The sequence below is a fragment of the Neobacillus sp. PS3-34 genome (assembly GCF_030915465.1).
Lineage (GTDB): Bacteria > Bacillota > Bacilli > Bacillales > Cytobacillaceae > Neobacillus_A.
This window is the reverse complement of the sequence record NZ_CP133267.1, coordinates 1195551-1213558: the sequence shown is the minus strand read 5'-3', so window position 1 is coordinate 1213558 and position 18008 is coordinate 1195551. Positions and strand designations below refer to the sequence as shown.

The window sequence follows — 18008 nt, the reverse complement described above, 5'->3', positions numbered from 1 at the left end:
AGTAAAATGGGCGGCTTCTTATATTTTATGCATTAAATGTGCTGGTTACTTTTTTTACATAATTCATGGTTTCTTTAAAGGGAGGGATTCCTCCGAATTTGTCTACATTTCCTGGCCCGGCATTATATGCAGCGAGTGTAAGGCCAATATTTCCATCATATTTATCCATCAGCTCGCGCAAATATTTACTCCCCGCGAGAATATTCTGTTCGGGGTCGAAAACATTTTCTGCACCCATTGAACGCGCAGTGGCGGGCATCAGCTGCATTAAACCGGTCGCTCCTGAGCGGCTGACCGCATTGGGATTAAAATTTGACTCATGCTGTACAACAGATCGAATCAATTTTGCCGGAATTTGATAAAGCTGCGATGCTCTTTCAATAATATCATCAATTTTCCCATCCTTTGCAGCCTCATTTTTTAATAATGAAAGAGGCGGCGTGGATGAAGATGATGGAAGGCTGAAGCTGCTTACTGTTTTGCCGTTGACGGGCATAGGCATGGAAACGGGCATAGAAAGGGCTGAGACCTCTTCATCCGTTAATATTTCATTAAGAATATCCTGAAACATGTTTGAATTGTTAGTTGATGGAGCAGAGGTGTTGAAGTTCTGAAATGCTCTCAATTCAAGCATGGCTTTTAATTTATCTACATTCATTGATAAGATCGCTCCTTATCTGGCCAATCTATTTCATAAGCATCAGTGCCGATTCTTATTTGCGTGTATTGTATTTCTGTTGATAAAAACGGCGAATTTTATTGTCTGTTTTACGTTCGGGAATCGAAAACTGATCCAAAAGGCCAGTAAATGCTTCCCTGCCGGTCTCAAAGTTGTCTACTTCGTATTCTAACTCATAATCCTCAGTATTTAAATAGGTACTATAATCTAAAACTAAAAGCCCATTTTCATATGTAAATTCTGCTCTTTTAGTAGTAAGGGATCCAAAATATTGGAGTTTTCCAAAAGGGATTCCTAATTCTTCAATAATCATCTTGATTTTTCCTGCAGGAAGTCTGCCCGAAGTGAAGGCGGCCTCAGCTTCTTCACTGGTTAACAGCTGGTTTGTTTCAAGAAGCCCTTCTATCAGCGGCTGTTTAAGAGTCATCTCGAAATGATTGTCTTTCTGGCGGATCCTCAGGGCGGAGCTTCTATCCTTTAACGAAAATTCCTCGGTATCGAAGTAGTGGTTTTCCTGTGTGAAAAATAGATCCTCCTTAAGGCCAAAATATTCCTTTAGCTGTAGATACTCTTGGTTTGACAGCATATTCTTAAATTCGATTTCAATGTTTTGTGACAAGGTCATTCTTCCTTTCTTCCGACTAATGTTCTTATATTATCCCTCTGTTGGTCATTGACTGCAATCTCTGGGAGATTTGGTCTGATTATGCTAAAATAGGGAAGTGTATATGGAGGTAGAAGAGATGAAAAAGAAACTAAACATTCAAATGACAGAGATTAAAGACCGTCAATTACAGCTGGTGGCCGATGAAGCAATCAATGGCCTGGCTCCAGCGGGACAGATGCTGGTTGACTCTGACGGGGTTGCATTTATTTACTTATTGGAGAGTAACACAGATTATACATATATGGTTTTACCTGAACCGGTATGGCCCGCTTTAAAAACTGGCCTTGAAGAAAAACTTCCTGTGTATTTAACCAATGAAGAAAATAAGATTGAACTTATTAATTTTTATGAAGAGCTTGAGTATTTAATCAGCAATATTAAGGGTAATAGTAATTACGGTGATGAAATGGTCACGAAGGTAGAAAGCACTTTTTAAGACCTCATCCGATACGATTTTGTGAATTAAGGCCGGGTGGTAGAGATGAAACATTGGGATCAATTTTTAGCCCCTTATAAACAGGCGGTTGAAGAGTTAAAGATTAAACTTAAAGGAATGCGAAGCCAATTTGAAATGGATTCTTCCCATTCACCGATCGAATTTGTAACAGGCAGAGTCAAGCCAATTGCCAGTATCCTCGATAAAGCAAACCAAAAAGGCATTCCTCTCGACAAATTGGAGTCGGAAATGCAGGATATAGCCGGCCTAAGGATGATGTGCCAATTTGTGGATGATATCCATACCGTTGTTGCGCTCTTAAGGACCCGCAACGATTTGGAAGTCATAGAAGAAAGAGATTATATCTCCCATAAAAAGATGAGCGGTTACCGTTCTTACCATGTCGTTATCCGATATCCTGTCCAGACAATCAATGGCGAAAAGAAAATCCTCGCTGAAATACAAATTCGTACCCTCGCAATGAATTTTTGGGCAACGATTGAGCACTCGCTAAATTATAAATATAAAGGCGCATTTCCTAAAGATATTCAAATGAGGCTGCAGCGTGCAGCAGAAGCCGCATTCAGGCTGGATGAGGAAATGTCTCTGATCCGTGGGGAGATCCAGGATGCACAAGCCTTTTTTACGAGCAAAAAGGAACAGAAGCAGGAAGGCAAAGGTTAGAAAATTTATTGATTAAATCTTAAAAACAAGGAGCTAGAAAGTATGAAATTTGCCATCACCTCAAAGGGCGATCAAAAATCGAATACATTGATGCATAAAATGAGAACCTACTTGCTTGATTTTGATCTTGTTTACGATGAGGACCAGCCGGACATTGTCGTTTCAATAGGAGGGGACGGCACCCTTTTATACGCATTTCACCGCTACAGCAGCCGGCTGGATAAAACGGCATTTGTCGGAATTCATACAGGCCATCTTGGTTTCTATGCCGATTGGGTTCCCGAGGAAATCGAAAAGCTGGTCATCGCGATTGCCAAGACTCCATATCAAGTGATTGAATATCCACTTCTGGAAGTGATTATTCGCTATCAGCATGGCGGAAAGGAATCCAGATATCTCGCTTTGAACGAATCGACTGTCAAAAGCATTGACGGAACACTTGTAATGGATTTGGAGATTCGTGGTCAGCATTTTGAACGCTTCCGGGGCGATGGCCGCTTGTGTGTCGACTCCGTCCGGTAGTACTGCCTACAATAAGCCCTTGGCGGAGCTATTATACATCCATCCATCGCGGCCCTCCAGGTGGCGGAAATGGCGTCAATTAATAACCGTGTTTTCCGGACAGTCGGCTCGCCGCTAATTTTACCAGCTCACCATACCTGCATGCTGAAGCCGGTAAACCGCACAGATTTCCAGGTAACTGTGGATCACCTGACCCTTCTTCATAAAGAAGTAAAGTCGATTCAATTCAGGGTTCCGGAAGAAAAAATCAGATTCGCCCGTTTCAGGCCATTTCCATTTTGGAAACGGGTGCATGATTCGTTTATTTCAGATACAGATTAATGAGTGGAAATTGAGGTTGAACTATGAGGCCAGGCTTCAGGATTGAATGGAAGATTTCAAAAGAGAATACTGGAAAAATCATCAGGGATTTTTTAAAAGAACAGGAAATCTCTAAAACTGCACTAACAGATATCAAGTTCAGAGGCGGAAGCATTCTTGTAAACAGTGAAGATGTTAACGTTCGTTATCCTCTTCAAGCCGAGGATGAGCTGACCGTCATTTTTCCGCTCGAAGAAGCTGGAGAGGGATTGAAGGGTGAAAATATTCCTTTGAACATTTTGTTCGAGGATGAATACCTGCTTGTCGTCAATAAACCCTCAGCTATGAATACGATTCCTTCCAGAGAACATCCAACAGGAAGCCTGGCTAACGCACTAATTGGCTATTATGGAAGCCAGGGAATCAAGGCAACAGCGCATATTGTGACCCGTCTCGACCGCGATACGTCAGGAATTGTCCTGGTGGCCAAGCATCGGCACGTCCATCATTTGCTTAGCAAACAGCAGAAAAGCGGTATGGTGAAAAGAACATATGAAGCGCTCGCTGAAGGGGTTTTTAAGGAAGATGACGGAACCGTCATTCAGCCGATTGGCAGAAAATCGGACAGCATCATTGAAAGGGAAGTTAGGGAAGACGGGCAATATGCCTGTACCCATTATACCGTGATACAACGATCTGATCGGTTTACACATCTTGAACTCCGGCTTGAAACGGGCAGAACTCATCAAATTCGTGTCCATATGTCTTTTATGGGGCATCCTCTGCTGGGAGACGACCTCTACGGCGGCCATGTGGATTTGATTAACCGTCAGGCACTGCACTGCAAGGAAATTAAATTTATACACCCACTCCTGCATGAGGAAATGTCTTTCAGGGCTCCTCTACCGGAAGATATGGATTTAATCATGTCTACAGCAAAATAAAGCTGCCCTCAACAATGGGAATAGTGTCCCGTTTCAAGAGATGCTCAATATTCAAATGAAAAAGAAAATGACGTATGGATTGCCATACGTCATTTTCTATTTCATTAGACAAAAGCTCCCTGGGTAAGTGGAAAACTGTTTTCAATAAGACCTAATGAGGACAGAACCCTTCGTGTGTAGTGGGAAAATGTCCAATAAAAGCCGTCTATTGGACAAAGCCACCTAAGTAGAGTGGGAAAATGTCCAATAAAAGCTGTCTATTGGACAAAGCCACCTAGAGGGAGCGGGGAAATGTCCAATAAAAGCCGTCTATTGGACAAAGCCACCTACGTAGAGCAGCAAAATGTCCAATAAAAGCTGTCTATTGGACAAAACCATCTAGAGGGAGCGGGGAAATGTCCAATAAAAGCCGTCTATTGGACAAAGCCACCTACGTAGAGCAGCAAAATGTCCAATAAAAGCTGTCTATTGGACAAAACCATCTAGAGGGAACGGGGAAATGTCCAATAAAAGCCGTCTATTGGACAAAGCCACCTAAGTAGAGTGGGAAAATGTCCAATAAAAGCTGCCTATTGGACAAAACCATCTAGATGGAGCGGGAAAATGTCCAATAAAAGCCGTCTATTGGACAAAGCCACCTAAGTAGAGCAGCAAAATGTCCAATATAGCCGTACGGGCAATTCGAATCTTTGAAAACGATGTAGGCTGCTATTCCGTCAATCAAACTAATTAATCGTCGATCTTTCTAAATTTCTCTTCTACTAATGGCATGGATGATGAGACAGAGACAAGCTCCATTTCCGGGTACCTTAATGAGGTAAGCTTCCCCCGAAGACGCAGCCAGTGTCGATATTATAGGTATTGTTCGTAACCCTCGGTTCTGCAACCGGTGTATGTCCATAAACAATGCATGCATTACCACGATATGATTTTGCCCAGTCACGCCTTACAGGCGAGCCGTCAGGATGCTTTTCTCCGGTTATGTCACCGTACAGCACAAATGTCTTCACCCTCGAGTGGGACTGACCGATAAAATCTTCTCGTATTCCGGCGTGTGCAATGACCAATCTTTTCTCATCCAATACCAGATAAAGAGGTGAGGCTTCATATAACTCGATAAATTTACGGCGTATTTCTCCTTGCTCCTTCTTATCAAGTTTCTCATACTCAGCCACTGTCGTTTCCAGACCATGGGAGATTTGCACCTTGTTTCCCAGAAAAAAACGGTACAACTTATTGCAGTGGTTTCCAGGTACGTAATGGGCTGCCTTTTCATGAACAACGAGTCTCCATACAATGTCGGCAACCTTTAACGACTCTGGACCGCGGTCAGTCAAATCGCCGACAAACCCCAGCCTGCGTCCCTCCGGGTGGACGGGAAGGCCATTTTTCCAGGTATATCCAAGTTTAACGGTCAATTCTTCAAACTCCATAAGGCAGCCATGGATATCGCCGATTATGTCGATTTTCATTTGAGGCCCTCCTTCCTCCATATCCTTATCATTAGTTTTTCGCTTCACACTTATTTATAATAAAATTTAAACCAAAAATGAAATGAAATCAAAACCAAAAAATATAATCCTTATAATTGCAAACATTTAATGTGAAAGAGAAATATTAATCCTAAAGGGGGAATGAGCTGTGGAACATTCTTCGGTTGCTTCGCTGGTGATTGTCGTTATTTTTGCATTTCTGACGCCGATACTGCTTCATAGATTAAAGCTAAATATGATCCCAGTGGTTGTTGCTGAAATCATTATGGGACTTATTATTGGAAAAAGCGGCTTTGACATCGTCCATAAGGATGTGTGGCTCAATACCCTCTCAACTCTTGGGTTCATTTTTTTAATGTTTTTAAGCGGTCTGGAAATAGACTTTACCGCTTTTACCGGGAACAAAAAGGCGGAAAAACTTCCGAATGGAAAAACGGAGCCAAATACCTTTGCCACAGCGAGCTTTATTTTTGCAGGTATTTTTATCTTTTCACTTGGGCTTTCTTATTTATTTGTGATGGCAGGTTTCATTCATAATGCATTTTTAATGACCTTAATTATCTCGACAATTTCATTGGGAGTAGTCGTTCCAACCTTAAAAGAAGCACATTTGATGAAAACAGCAATCGGGCAAATCATACTGCTTGTCGCCGTGATTGCAGACCTGGCCACGATGATTCTGTTGGCTGTATTTGTGTCGCTTAACGAAAAAGGCCACGGAAATACATGGCTTTTGCTTGTATTGTTTGCTGCTGGTATCGGCCTTTATTTTATAGGAAAACGTTTCAAAAACCGCTCTTTCATTGAATCGATGTCAACAGGTACCATACAAATCGGCACCCGGGCGGTCTTTACCTTGATTATTGTCCTTGTAGGCCTTTCGGAAACGGTCGGAGCGGAAAATATTCTGGGTGCATTTCTTGCAGGGGTTCTTGTATCATTGCTTTCACCTAACCAGGAGCTTGTCCACAAGCTTGATTCCTTTGGATATGGATTTTTAATTCCAATCTTTTTTGTAATGGTAGGTGTCAACCTGAATGTTTTGTCGCTATTTGGAGATAAAAAATTGCTTTTACTCATACCGCTGCTGTTATTAGGGCTCCTCTTATCGAAGCTTGTGCCCGTCTTTCTTTTAAAAAGATGGTATGATACGAAAACGGTTATTTCTTCAGGTTTTTTATTAACTTCAACTCTGTCGCTTGTTATTGCAGCCGCTACAATCGGAGAGCGGATGAAGGTAATCACTCCGCAGATGAGCGGAACTCTTATACTTGTCGCTGTCATTACTTCTATTATCACACCGATTGTCTTTAAAAAGCTTTTTCCAAAAGAAGCTGCAGCACAAAAGAAAATCAAAGTTTCTTTTATCGGGCCAATCAAGTCACACTGCCTGTTTCTTTGGAATTAAAATCATCCATATATGAACCCGTGCTTTATCACACGAAAATGGATAAATCTGATCAGCAAATATCAGAATCCGCTTTTGACATTGTCGAGATAAATGATTACTCAAAAGAAACCCTTGAAAAAACAAATATTCTTCAAAGTGATATTGCCGTGATATCTACAGGTAATGAAGAATTAAATGCTGAAATGGCGGCAAAAATGAAAGATCAGGGTGTGGAGAGGGTCATTGCTCGCATAGAAACACCTCGATTGGAAGAAGATATGCGCGAAAAGGGAGTCGAGACATTCTCACGTTACATGTCCACTAAAGTATTGCTTCGCTCTTTAATTGAATCGCCAAGCATTCTAAATTTATTAACCAATCAGGAAACAGCATTATACGAGATTTCAATGCAGAATAAACAGTTCGATGGAATGTCATTAAGGAGATTTCCATTTACCGGGGATATTATTTTCGTAAGGATTTTTAGGGGAAAGGATTCCATCATTCCCCATGGTGATACGGAGCTGCAATTGGAAGACCACCTGATTGTGAGCGGTTCGAAGGAATATATTAATGAATTAAAAAGGAAATTGGAATTTTGCGAGAACTGTTAAATAGGCAGAGAAGTTGAACCAGGCTTTTCATTTTTAAGATGTTAGTGTAAAATTAGTACCAACTACTAATAACTTGTAATAACAGGGGGATTTAATAATGACTCTTTCTTTAGCAGGAAAAACTTATGTTGTCATGGGAGTTGCCAATAAACGCAGTATCGCATGGGGAATTGCAAGATCACTTCACAATGCTGGCGCAAGACTGATTTTCACATACGCTGGTGAAAGGCTTGAAAGCAGCGTCCGGGAGCTTGCTGGTTCACTGGAAGCAGAAGGAACGATTGTATTGCCATGCGATGTGACAAAAGATGAAGATGTTGCGAAATGCTTTTCAGATATTAAAGCTGAAGTTGGAACAATCCATGGAGTGGCTCATTGTATCGCGTTCGCTAACAAAGAAGAGCTAAATGGCGATTATATGAATACCACGCGTGAAGGCTTCCTTCTTGCACATAATATCAGCTCTTATTCTTTGACAGCAGTAGCAAAGGAAGCAAAGGAATTAATGGCAGAGGGCGGCAGCATTGTCACATTGACTTACCTTGGCGGTGAGCGTGCCATTCCAAATTACAATGTTATGGGTGTGGCGAAAGCATCCCTTGATGCAAGCGTCCGTTACCTTGCAGCTGACCTTGGAAAAAATGGAATCCGCGTTAACTCCATTTCTGCAGGTCCAATCCGTACTTTATCAGCAAAAGGGGTAAGCGATTTTAATTCAATTTTAAAAGAAATTGAAGAAAGAGCTCCTCTTAAAAGGCCAACTACACCGGAAGAAGTCGGCGATACAGCATTATTCTTATTCAGCGACCTATCTCGCGGAATCACTGGCGAAAACATCCACGTTGATTCTGGATTCCATATTCTATAATGATCAAACCCGTCTCATAATGAGGCGGGTTTTTTTTATCGGAATTTAAAAGGTCTATAAAATAAAGGACCTACGATTTAATAGAGAAGTGGCCTATTCAAGAAATTCACATTTGAATAGGATAGAGTGATGTTTTTATATGAGTGGTATAAAAAACCTTAAGGAGGAAATAGGATGGATAGTTGGCTGGATTTTGTTCTGCTAATTTTTGCCAGCTTTCGGCTTACACGGCTGGTCGTATATGATAAGATAACTGAATTTCTTCGTCGGCCATTTCATTTAACTATTGAAGAAACCCTTCCTGATGGCAGTACAGAAACGTTCATTGAAATAAAGGGAACAGGATTGCGATACTGGATCGGTGAATTGTTAAGCTGTCATTGGTGTACTGGTTTTTGGTGTACTGTCGTGCTTTATAGTTCTTATAAACTAATCCCTTTTTATTCAATTCCTGTTATTACAATTTTGGCGATCGCTGGATGCGCGTCTATTATTCAATATCATTTTTCGAAAGACTAATCATTTCGCAGCTGTTGTACAAACCAATCCCTTTGAAATTCATAAAATAATGTGATGAAAAATAATATTGAAAGGACTGTTATAGATGCATGAGTCGCCATCGGAAAAAGAACCTAAACCAAAACAGGAAAAAGAAGATAGTTCAAAACAAATGAATGCAGTTCAAGGAACTACCAAAAGGCGCCGCAAAAAAGGCGGCTGTGGCTGCGGTAAAAAAAGATAAAAAAAGATTTCAAAACTCGTCTATTTGGGATAGGCGGGTTTTTTATTATTTCTACGAAAAGGATATAAAAAAACATTGTACATATATTGAGCTCAATTGTTGAAATATAAAAATATAAACTGCAGGTGATAATACATAAGATGGTCAGGGAAGGTGGAAATATGCGAGCAATAAATTGGCAAATCCAAATCACGATTTTGTTTATTTTTCTGTTATCAGGCTGTGAGTCGAACCAGGGGAACGAAAGTAAAAGTGCACTCCTTAAAGTAACGAACCCAGCCCCAATTCATATTGCCAATGGGCAAAAAAATCATGCTGAAAATATAAAGCATGATATCAGTTCGATTTCGGAAATTTATGATGTCGCAGTTATAGAAGGAAAAAAGGATACTCTGGTTGCTTATAAGGTAAAGCATTTGCAGCGGTTCCGGATGAAAGCCATTGAGAAGAAGATAAACAAATTGCTGGAGGAGAAATATCCTGATGAGAATTTTACAGTCTCAAGCGATTATAAAATTTTTCTGGAGGCAGTAAAACTGAAGGAACGAGTCAAAGACAAGGGATTGCCGAAGAAAAAAGCAGAAAAAGAATTACAAAAAATCATCAAACTGAAGGATGAATCAGCATGAGGAAGGGGATGCAAAATGGCGAGTAAGAAAAAAAGGTAACTCCTGCACAGCAGCAATATCAGCAGCTGCAGCAAAAGCATGAATTAAAGAGGCCCGTTTTGAAAAACTGCTTAAAAGCCTTTTTAGTCGGCGGTATCATTTGTGCAATTGGACAGGCGGTCAGCTATTTTTATATTTACTTTTTTAATTTTACCGAGCAGACATCAGGGAATCCCACAGTTGCTACAATGGTGTTCTTTTCTATGCTGTTAACAGGTTTTGGAGTATATGACCGTATTGCACAATTCGCTGGAGCAGGGAGCGCAGTTCCGGTTACGGGCTTTGGGAATGCTGTTATCTCCGCAGCGATCGAGCATCGGACAGAAGGGTTTGTATTAGGTGTCGGCGGCAATATGTTTAAGCTTGCAGGGTCCGTAATTCTATTTGGAGTTTTTTCAGCTTTTGTTGTTGCACTGATAAAAACATTATTGGTGATATGGGGGGTTTTGTAATTGTTAAAGGGACATCAAACATGGATTTTTCAAAACCGTCCCATGATAAGGGCTACAGGGGTATCTGGCGGACCATTTGAAGCAAATGGTCTTCTGGCTAATGATTTTGATGTACTTCATGAGGATTTATGGATGGGAGTGGAATCCTACGAAAAGGCCCATCGGGTAATGATAGAAGAAGCAATGCATACCGCCTTGGAAAAAAGCAGCCTGCAAAAAGAACAAGTGCAGTTTATTATGGCAGGAGACTTAATTAACCAGATTACACCCACGAGCTTAGCAGCAAGGACGATGCAGGTTCCGTATTTTGGATTGTTCGGCGCCTGCTCAACCTCGATGGAAAGGCCTTGCCTTGGCTTCCTTTATTATTAATTATTCCGGAGCACATCATATTCTAACCGGTGCATCAAGCCATAATTCCGCGGTAGAAAAACAATTCAGATATCCGACAGAATACGGTGGGCAGAAGCCTCCCACAGCTCAATGGACCGTAACAGGCGCCGGAGTTGCGCTCGTCTGTGAAAACGATGGATCATCTCAAAATCCCGTAACCACGTCCGCTACAATTGGAAAGGTAATCGATATGGGATTGACAGACCCTTTTAATATGGGAGGTGCCATGGCACCTGCTGCAGCCGATACCATTATGGCACATTTTAGGGATATGGAGCTCGAGCCTTCCTATTATGATCTGATTGTTACAGGTGACCTGGGCAGAATTGGCAGGAGACCGCATTTGAATTGTTAACAAATAGCGGTCTAAAGATTGAACGCAGCCAATTCCAGGATTGCGGGCTGCTTATCTATAAAGAGGACCAGCCAGTCCAATCAGGTGGGAGCGGCGCGGGGTGTTCCGCCACAGTCTTATATGGACATCTATTAAATGAAATGAAAAGGGGCTCCTTTAAAAGGATTCTTGTGGTTGCAACGGGTGCTTTACTGTCTCCGCTGACATTCCAGCAGAATGAAAGCATCCCATGTATTGCCCATGCTGTATCAATAGAAATGCAGGGGGAAAAGGGGTGAGTGGATGCTAGCGATGTTTTTCTGGGCGTTTGTAGTTGGAGGACTTATTTGTGTCATCGGCCAGCTTTTATTTGATGTCGCAAAACTGACACCAGGCCATACGCTGAGCCTTCTTGTTGTCGCTGGAGCAGTTCTAGACGGATTTGGATTATATGAACCGCTTATCGATTTCGCTGGTGCAGGAGCTACAATTCCGATAACGAGTTTTGGAAACTCCCTTGTACATGGTGCATTGCAGGAAGCCAAGCTGCACGGAATAGTTGGAGTCCTGACAGGAATGTTCGAAGTAACAAGTTCTGGTATTTCTGCCGCAATCATTTTTGGATTTATTGGAGCACTAATCTTTAAACCAAAAGGATAAGTGAAGGGAACAATCCAAACTTTTTCAAGTTTAGGGAGCTCGCCTATACAATTTTTGTTATGTCTCATATGTTATTAATGAGATAACCAAAGTGAGGTGAGTACTTATGGGCTGGGGTTACGGTGGATGTGGCTATGGCTACGGCTACGGCGGCGGCTATGGATACGGAGGAGGTTCTACTTTCGTACTAATCGTCGTATTATTTATCCTGTTAATTATTGTGGGTGCAAGCTTCATTTAATAATTAACCGGAAAAGAACAGGGGGCTGGCTAAATAGTACAGCCTCTTTCTTTTTTCAGTTTCACCATTTGCTGCTTCCTTCATAGAATAAAGTAGTTTATGAAGGAGCGTGATCAGTCATATGGATAATGGCTTTTTTAAAAATATTGAAAAGAAAACAGGCGTAAATATGAAGGATATATTCGACTTGGCAAATTCATTGCAAAATGCGAACTTCAAGGATGAGAAGACGGTCCGTAATGTGATCCGTAGGGTTTCGCAAATTGCTAACAAGCCTGTTCCAAAAGAAACAGAAGATAAAATTGTCCAATCGATAGTCAAAGATGGAAAACAGCTTGATTTCAATGCCATTTCTAAAATGATTAATAAGAAATAAAGAGAGGGGACCCGAAATCATCAGGTCCCCTTTCTTTTTTCCTCAAAACAAGATTATGGGCAAGAAGTTAATAATATGGATTAGGTTTGATTCGTATGCTTCATAATTGGCTGCAAAAATCGCGAACGGTTCGCCTTTTTCCCTCTTCTATTTTCCGGAACGGAAATGAACAGGTTTTGTTTGGCACGGGTAACGGCAACATAGAGAAGCCTTCGCTCCTCCTCAAGAGGCTTACTGTCACCGTTACGCAAGCTTTCAAGAGCATAATCATGCGGAAGGCTTCCATCCACAGAACCAAGGATATAAACGGTGTTATATTCGATGCCTTTGACCGATGTATTGTGCTAAGCGTAATGGCGTCAAGAAAATGCTTGCTCAGGTTTTTAATTTCTTTATTCATGGCGGCCATATGATCAGCATGTTCTAAAAGTGCTTGTATGGAGTCAAAATTTCTAGCTGCGACCTTCAAATCCTTAACATCATCAGATCCCTTTTCAAGTTTATTTCCTTCATTGCCTCTCTTTTTTAAGTAATCCTGAAATCCAATTTCCTTTTCAATTGCATCAATCGCTTTAAGCGGTTCTTTATGCTTAAGTGAACGGATAATACTGACTGTATTCTTTAGTTTTCTCTCTTGGAAGGCATGTCCCGTTTTTAAATGGAGAAGTGCTTCCAGAAAACTGCAATCCTGCAAAATGCTTGCAGCCTTTACGTCACTTAACGCGTTTTGCCGAAGGAATAAAGGCCGAGTATAAAAGAAAGAGCTGTAGGATCATCCTCATCTAAACTTATTTTCAAAAATGAAAGAATGCTTTTAACCGTTCTTCTTTCATAAAAGGATTCCGCATCCTGTTCCAGCCTGAAGGGAAGATTGGAGCTGGCAAGCCGTTCAAAAATAGCTCTTGATCCTGCATGTGTCCGGTAAAGAATCGCAAAATCAGAAGGATTTGCTCCATTCGCAATTTTCTCCTGGATATCTGTGACAATGATCGTTGCCTCTTCCTCTTCATCGTATGGGAAAAAGAGGATAGGGTCATCGCCGGTTGCAAATTGCGGCTTCATCTTTTTTGCCCTCCGCCACTTATTTGCGGTAATGATATGATTGGCCGCAGACACAATTTCATTGGATGAACGGTAATTTTCATCTAATATGACCAATTTGGCATTCGGAAAGTCTTTTTCAAATTCCAACAAATATGCAGGATCACTGCCCCGAAAAGAATAAATGCTCTGGTCATCATCCCCAACCGCACAAATGTTTTTATTTTTAGCTGACAATTGCTTGATCAGCTCATACTGAACCTTGTTTATATCCTGAAATTCATCAATCAAAAAATATTGAAGACGATCCTGATATTTTTCCAGAAGAGCCGGGGTGGAAAGGAAAAGTCGATAGCATCCAAGCAGCATATCATCAAAATCAAACAAGCCTTCACGCTGCTTATATTCCTCGTATTTTTCATAAAGGAAAACGGCATTTTCCTCCCATTCAGAAACCGGGTTAACGTCTTGTGGGAGCTGCATGGAATTTTTCCAAAAACCGATTTGCTGAAGAACAAGGTCGAAAGCAAAATCTTTTTCCGATAAGTCGAGCTGCTTTCCAGCTTCTTTGATGATTTTTTCTTTCTGCCATTCTTTTTTCAGCAATTTATCGGAAGACCATTTTGCAGGTTCGTGGAACATTAGAATTCGATAAAAAATACTATGAAATGTACCGGCAACGAGTTGGTTCACTTTTTGCCTGCTTAGACCGGGGTAAGCGTGCAGCCTGTTTTTCATTTCGCCTGCAGCCTTGCTTGTGAAAGTGACAAGCATCATCGTTTTCGGATCAATATGCCTAGCTTCGAGCATATAAGCGGTTCGGGCAGTCAAAACCCTCGTTTTGCCGCTTCCCGCACCGGCTAAAACAAGCAATGGCCCTTCAGTTTCCATAACAGCAGCAGCCTGGCTGGAGTCCAGGCTAACCCCAGCTTTGTTCAATTCTTCAAGATACAAGGGGAAGGATCTAGGAGCTGTTTCGGTTCTTTCGGGCAATGGGATATTTGGCTGAATGCGCTTAGCTGGCTGAAAAGGGGATACTGTTGCTGCAACTTCAGAAACCGCCCTTGATTGGGGAAGTATGAATCCTTCCCGTTCAACGCTTTCCTGTATTGCTTTAGGTGAGGCAATTTCTAATTCAGATTCAGGACAACTTTTTTCAAGCTTATGAATATGATAAAAGTGAGGCAGTTGTTCGATCCCGAGATAAAGCCGAACTTTTTCCGAACAGACAGGGCACTCCAATTCTCCATTTTTTCCAGCTAAATATAGTTTCTGATATTCATCTCTTCCGAGTTTATTTAAATGTATAAGGCGGCCTTGATAATTGGCAGACTTCATGGGTATTCCCTCATTTTCCGTGAAAAATAACACAAACTCTATGATAACAAAAATGATGTCATCCATAAAGGATTCTTTCTGTTTCATTCCCGGATAATGGGGTATAAAAACAACAAATAGATACATAAAATTCTTCATAAGAGATGAAAGAGGTGCTGGCGATGGGATATATAGCCCCTGTTAATCATTATCAATATGCTCAATACCAAAATAGAGAAATTGGATTGAAATATGATCCCTTTAAGATTATTCCAATTGAAAGAATGCAGCCGATTGAAAAAAGGACAGAGGTATCACGTAAAGAAGAAGCAGCCAGCATTTTCTCTTCTTTTGGGATAAGTGCGCTTGAGGGTGAAAAAAATACTTATAAAAGAAAGCGAATCGAAAAAGTATATAGTGAAATGACAGGAAAAGGAAAACTGTTTAATGAGTCTGTTTAAATGAAAAAGCTCTTAACCTTTAAAAACAGGTAAGAGCTTTTTTCATTTTGTTCAAATAGATTTCACCATTGTTTTATGCGGGATTCCCGCGTCTAAAAATTCTTCGGATACAGTATCATAGCCAAGACCGCTATAGAATGGTATTGCGTGTGTCTGTGCATTCAGTTTTAACCTTTGGACGCCGTTTTCCTGGGCATGTTTTTCAATCGCTTTCATAATGGCTTTTCCTGCGCCACTTTTACGCTGGTCCTTCATTACACATATCCGCTCCACTTTGCCGTAGCCATCTACCACACGGAAGCGGCAGGCACCTGAAGGCTGCTCTCCATTGTAAAGGACAAAGTGCACACAGTCATCTTCGTATTGATCAATCTCTTCCTCGGCTGGTACATTCTGCTCTTCAATAAATACCTTTTTCCGAACGGAGAATGCGTCATCTAATTCTTGTTGAGAGGAAACGATTTTAACGTTCACTTCTTATGCATCCTTTCCAAGACGGAATGTTTCGTATACAGTCCAGGATCCGTTGTCTAATTGGTAAAGAAGATGGATACGGTCGACTGTTTCTTCGTGTTGAACGCTCTGCATTCTTAGTGATCCATAAACATCAGAATGCTCATCATCCGAGAGCTTTTGCCCAATTGTTATATGAGGAACAAATGCAAATTCAATGGAGTTATCTGGCTGCTGTATTTCCTGGTTTATGTCCTGATGGAGTCCTTCGAGTTCTTGAGTAGGCTCAACCTTTAAATAAATTACATTATTTACAGGGGAGAAGGAACTGATTTTAGTCGCCTTTAAGGTAAATGGATTGTAATTTTTGGCCACATGGCGAAGCTTGTCAGCCAGTTCCTTTGCTTCAGCATCGGTTGCTTCAAAGGAATTTTTCAACGTCAAATGCGGTGTGATTAAGGCATAATGAGGGTCGTAGCGCTTACGGTAGGAATTTGCAAGGTCTTGCAGGGATTTAGATGGGAAAATGACTACTCCATATTTCATACAGTTACCTCCATGATTTAAGTATTGTTCTTCTATTATATAAAAATATTTCAAGATAGAAAAATTCCAGGCTCAAGAGTAAAGGCCAACTATTATTATAACAAATTTTCTAAATATATTACTCAATTGGCCCAAAATAAGCAAAAATACCTTTAAAACATTTTCTGGAGCGCTCGTTTCAAATCTGGCTGCCAGTATGTCCATGTATGGTCACCTGCAAACTCTTCGTAATAATAAGTGAACTCTCTGCTGTTGAAGAGTTCGGAAAGCTGCCTGTTCGGGTCAAGAAAATTGCTTGTTTTTCCATCGGTAGTCTGGACTTCTGTCTCATGGCTGCCAACGACATGATAAACATCCAGCAGCTGCGGTTCACGAAAGCTTTTAACGGCTTCAAGGACCTTTGAATCGACGTATGGAGACTGAAGTAGAACTTTTCCAAATGTGTGCGGATATTGCAGAGCTGTCATCAATGAAACAGTCGCTGCAAGAGAATCCCCGATGAGGGCACGTGTTGAACCCATGTGATAGGTAGGATATTCCTTATCTAGAAAAGGTACTAGTTCATGTGCCAAAAAACGGATATATGCTTCATGCTGCTCACCGTCGGGGTGATATTTTCTTCGTCTGTCCTTTACATTTTTGTAGGGAATACCAACAATAATAGCGTTTTCAATTTCCCTCTCGTAAAGGAGCTCATCTGCAAGCCTGCCTATCCGGCCGAGCTGGAAATAGTCGCGGCCATCCTGTGCTATAAGAAGGGAATATTTGTATAAAGGCGAAAAGTTAGCCGGAAGATAAACAAGAACTTCGATCTCTTCCCCGAGAGCTTTACTTTCAAAAGTAATTTCATTGATTGTTCCTCTTGGAAATTGCATCTACGTCTCCCACCATTTCATCAACAATGTTTAATATAGAAGCAGTTTAACATAATCGGAAAGGAAAAGCTTTTTCCAAGGAACCTTAAAGGAGATTTTAAGTGAATGTTTAGAGAGGAAATCTTAATGGAATGGTTGTTTTTCCGGCATGATGGATAATATATTTTCCAGACGGAAGGTACGAATTTGTCTGCGCAATAGGCAATATGCACGAACCGTGCTCCCGTTTATTTCTTTAATAATCAACTTCCGATGGGAAAGCTCCTGCTTCTCGGATATATAAATCACTTCCAAGGGAAGATTTTCACTGATTGACCTGAGTATTAAGCCATTCATGATTTTCACCTCTTTGTTCGTTTATTATTAGTATATACGAACAAATGTTCTTTATTCAAAAAATAAATTGGAATATAAAAATATTTTTTTATGGAGTGGGATGAATCAAGTGAGGTAACAAAATCATCTCATGCTTGTCCCTAGAAATGTCCTGGTTACTTCGGATTTAGGTGATTATGGAGTCCTTTTTGAAAAAAGTAGTTTAGGGAGCTATTGACTTTTCCACCGTTTTTAATATAATAAGTAATGTACTTAAACAAGCGATCTGATAGTTCAGCGGGAGAATACTTCCTTGACAGGGAAGGGGTCGGGGGTTCGAATCCCTCTCAGATCATAAAAGATAGAAAGCCTTAAATCCTTGTCAATCAAGGGTTTGAGGCTTTTTTCGTTCCCTCGAATTTCTCGCTGCCTTGATAACATTTTTTCAAAATTGCACATTCATTGCACAAATTTTTTTTACCTTTGTAATATCTACAAGGTGTGACTAATCGCCCCTAAGATTGCTCTTACATAAAT

Annotated in this window: 16 protein-coding genes, 1 tRNA gene and 6 pseudogenes; 15 read left to right on the top strand and 8 right to left on the bottom strand. The window is 40.9% G+C overall.

Translation table 11 applies throughout. The features are described from left to right. Window positions 1-25: 25 nt before the first annotated feature. Together RCG23_RS06120 and RCG23_RS06115 are read right to left on the bottom strand one after the other, a co-directional pair. Entirely contained in the window at window positions 26-658 is a 633-nt protein-coding gene (locus RCG23_RS06120; RefSeq protein ID WP_308178998.1) for a lytic transglycosylase domain-containing protein, read from the bottom strand. A gap of 55 nt (window positions 659-713) precedes the next feature. Next, on the bottom strand, window positions 714-1304 hold the full coding sequence (locus RCG23_RS06115; RefSeq protein WP_308178997.1) for a CYTH domain-containing protein: 591 nt from the start codon (window positions 1302-1304) through the stop codon (window positions 714-716). A gap of 118 nt (window positions 1305-1422) precedes the next feature. Between RCG23_RS06115 and RCG23_RS06110 the strand changes: the two genes are divergently transcribed. From RCG23_RS06110 to RCG23_RS06095, 4 genes and pseudogenes are all read left to right on the top strand, one after another. Next, complete coding sequence (locus tag RCG23_RS06110) at window positions 1423-1782, top strand: UPF0738 family protein (protein ID WP_308178996.1); 360 nt, start codon at window positions 1423-1425, stop codon at window positions 1780-1782. A 45-nt stretch (window positions 1783-1827) separates the two neighbouring features. Continuing rightward, window positions 1828-2466, top strand: a complete 639-nt coding sequence (locus RCG23_RS06105; protein ID WP_308178995.1) for a GTP diphosphokinase — start codon at window positions 1828-1830, stop codon at window positions 2464-2466. A 42-nt stretch (window positions 2467-2508) separates the two neighbouring features. Further along, a pseudogene (locus tag RCG23_RS06100) lies at window positions 2509-3309 on the top strand (NAD kinase). A gap of 23 nt (window positions 3310-3332) precedes the next feature. Then, window positions 3333-4232 (top strand): RluA family pseudouridine synthase, encoded by a 900-nt coding sequence (locus RCG23_RS06095; protein WP_308178994.1) that lies wholly within the window; start codon window positions 3333-3335, stop codon window positions 4230-4232. Window positions 4233-4961: 729 nt separating this feature from the next. On the opposite strand, the pseudogene prpE reads toward RCG23_RS06095, so the two are convergent. Continuing rightward, window positions 4962-5704: pseudogene (gene prpE, locus RCG23_RS06090) on the bottom strand (bis(5'-nucleosyl)-tetraphosphatase PrpE). Between the two features lie 169 nt (window positions 5705-5873). Between prpE and RCG23_RS06085 the strand changes: the two are divergent. The 9 genes and pseudogenes from RCG23_RS06085 to RCG23_RS06045 all read left to right on the top strand — a co-directional run bounded on the left by RCG23_RS06085 (window position 5874) and on the right by RCG23_RS06045 (window position 12463). Then, a pseudogene (locus RCG23_RS06085) lies at window positions 5874-7729 on the top strand (monovalent cation:proton antiporter family protein). A gap of 97 nt (window positions 7730-7826) precedes the next feature. Then, the gene (gene fabI / locus RCG23_RS06080) at window positions 7827-8597 is read left to right on the top strand and encodes an enoyl-ACP reductase FabI (RefSeq protein WP_308178993.1); all 771 of its coding nucleotides are present in this window, start codon (window positions 7827-7829) and stop codon (window positions 8595-8597) included. 174 nt (window positions 8598-8771) lie between these two features. Beyond that, window positions 8772-9116: a DUF1360 domain-containing protein gene (locus RCG23_RS06075; protein WP_308178992.1), complete on the top strand. Its 345-nt coding sequence runs from the start codon at window positions 8772-8774 to the stop codon at window positions 9114-9116. Window positions 9117-9500: 384 nt separating this feature from the next. Beyond that, window positions 9501-9968 carry a YhcN/YlaJ family sporulation lipoprotein gene (locus tag RCG23_RS06070; RefSeq protein WP_308178991.1) on the top strand — a complete coding sequence of 156 codons (468 nt, stop codon included), beginning with the start codon at window positions 9501-9503 and terminating at the stop codon, window positions 9966-9968. Between the two features lie 29 nt (window positions 9969-9997). Beyond that, window positions 9998-10459: pseudogene (gene spoVAC / locus RCG23_RS06065) on the top strand (stage V sporulation protein AC); the annotation flags it as partial. Beyond that, a pseudogene (gene spoVAD, locus RCG23_RS06060) lies at window positions 10460-11485 on the top strand (stage V sporulation protein AD). A gap of 4 nt (window positions 11486-11489) precedes the next feature. Beyond that, entirely contained in the window at window positions 11490-11846 is a 357-nt protein-coding gene (spoVAE, locus tag RCG23_RS06055; RefSeq protein ID WP_308178990.1) for a stage V sporulation protein AE, read from the top strand. A gap of 106 nt (window positions 11847-11952) precedes the next feature. After that, entirely contained in the window at window positions 11953-12087 is a 135-nt protein-coding gene (locus RCG23_RS06050) for a YjcZ family sporulation protein (RefSeq protein ID WP_308178989.1), read from the top strand. Between the two features lie 121 nt (window positions 12088-12208). Continuing rightward, window positions 12209-12463 (top strand): sporulation-specific transcription regulator SpoVIF, encoded by a 255-nt coding sequence (locus RCG23_RS06045; protein WP_308178988.1) that lies wholly within the window; start codon window positions 12209-12211, stop codon window positions 12461-12463. 80 nt (window positions 12464-12543) lie between these two features. Here the strand turns inward: RCG23_RS06045 and RCG23_RS06040 are convergent. Then, window positions 12544-14842 (bottom strand): annotated as a pseudogene (locus RCG23_RS06040) (UvrD-helicase domain-containing protein). Between the two features lie 161 nt (window positions 14843-15003). Between RCG23_RS06040 and RCG23_RS06035 the strand changes: the two are divergent. Next, the gene (locus RCG23_RS06035; protein ID WP_308178987.1) at window positions 15004-15282 is read left to right on the top strand and encodes a hypothetical protein; all 279 of its coding nucleotides are present in this window, start codon (window positions 15004-15006) and stop codon (window positions 15280-15282) included. Window positions 15283-15333: 51 nt separating this feature from the next. On the opposite strand, the gene RCG23_RS06030 is transcribed toward RCG23_RS06035, so the two are convergent. From RCG23_RS06030 to RCG23_RS06015, 4 genes are all read right to left on the bottom strand, one after another. Next, window positions 15334-15756 carry a GNAT family N-acetyltransferase gene (locus RCG23_RS06030; protein ID WP_308178986.1) on the bottom strand — a complete coding sequence of 141 codons (423 nt, stop codon included), beginning with the start codon at window positions 15754-15756 and terminating at the stop codon, window positions 15334-15336. A 3-nt stretch (window positions 15757-15759) separates the two neighbouring features. Continuing rightward, on the bottom strand, window positions 15760-16281 hold the full coding sequence (locus RCG23_RS06025) for a YjcG family protein (protein ID WP_308178985.1): 522 nt from the start codon (window positions 16279-16281) through the stop codon (window positions 15760-15762). Window positions 16282-16433: 152 nt separating this feature from the next. Continuing rightward, on the bottom strand, window positions 16434-17156 hold the full coding sequence (locus RCG23_RS06020; RefSeq protein WP_308178984.1) for an alpha/beta hydrolase: 723 nt from the start codon (window positions 17154-17156) through the stop codon (window positions 16434-16436). Between the two features lie 123 nt (window positions 17157-17279). Beyond that, window positions 17280-17492, bottom strand: coding sequence for a hypothetical protein (locus tag RCG23_RS06015; protein WP_308178983.1), 213 nt, complete (start codon window positions 17490-17492; stop codon window positions 17280-17282). 262 nt (window positions 17493-17754) lie between these two features. On the opposite strand from RCG23_RS06015, the gene RCG23_RS06010 reads away from it, so the two are divergent. Beyond that, window positions 17755-17826: transfer RNA gene (locus tag RCG23_RS06010), tRNA-Val, on the top strand. The last annotated feature ends 182 nt before the right edge of the window (window positions 17827-18008 follow it).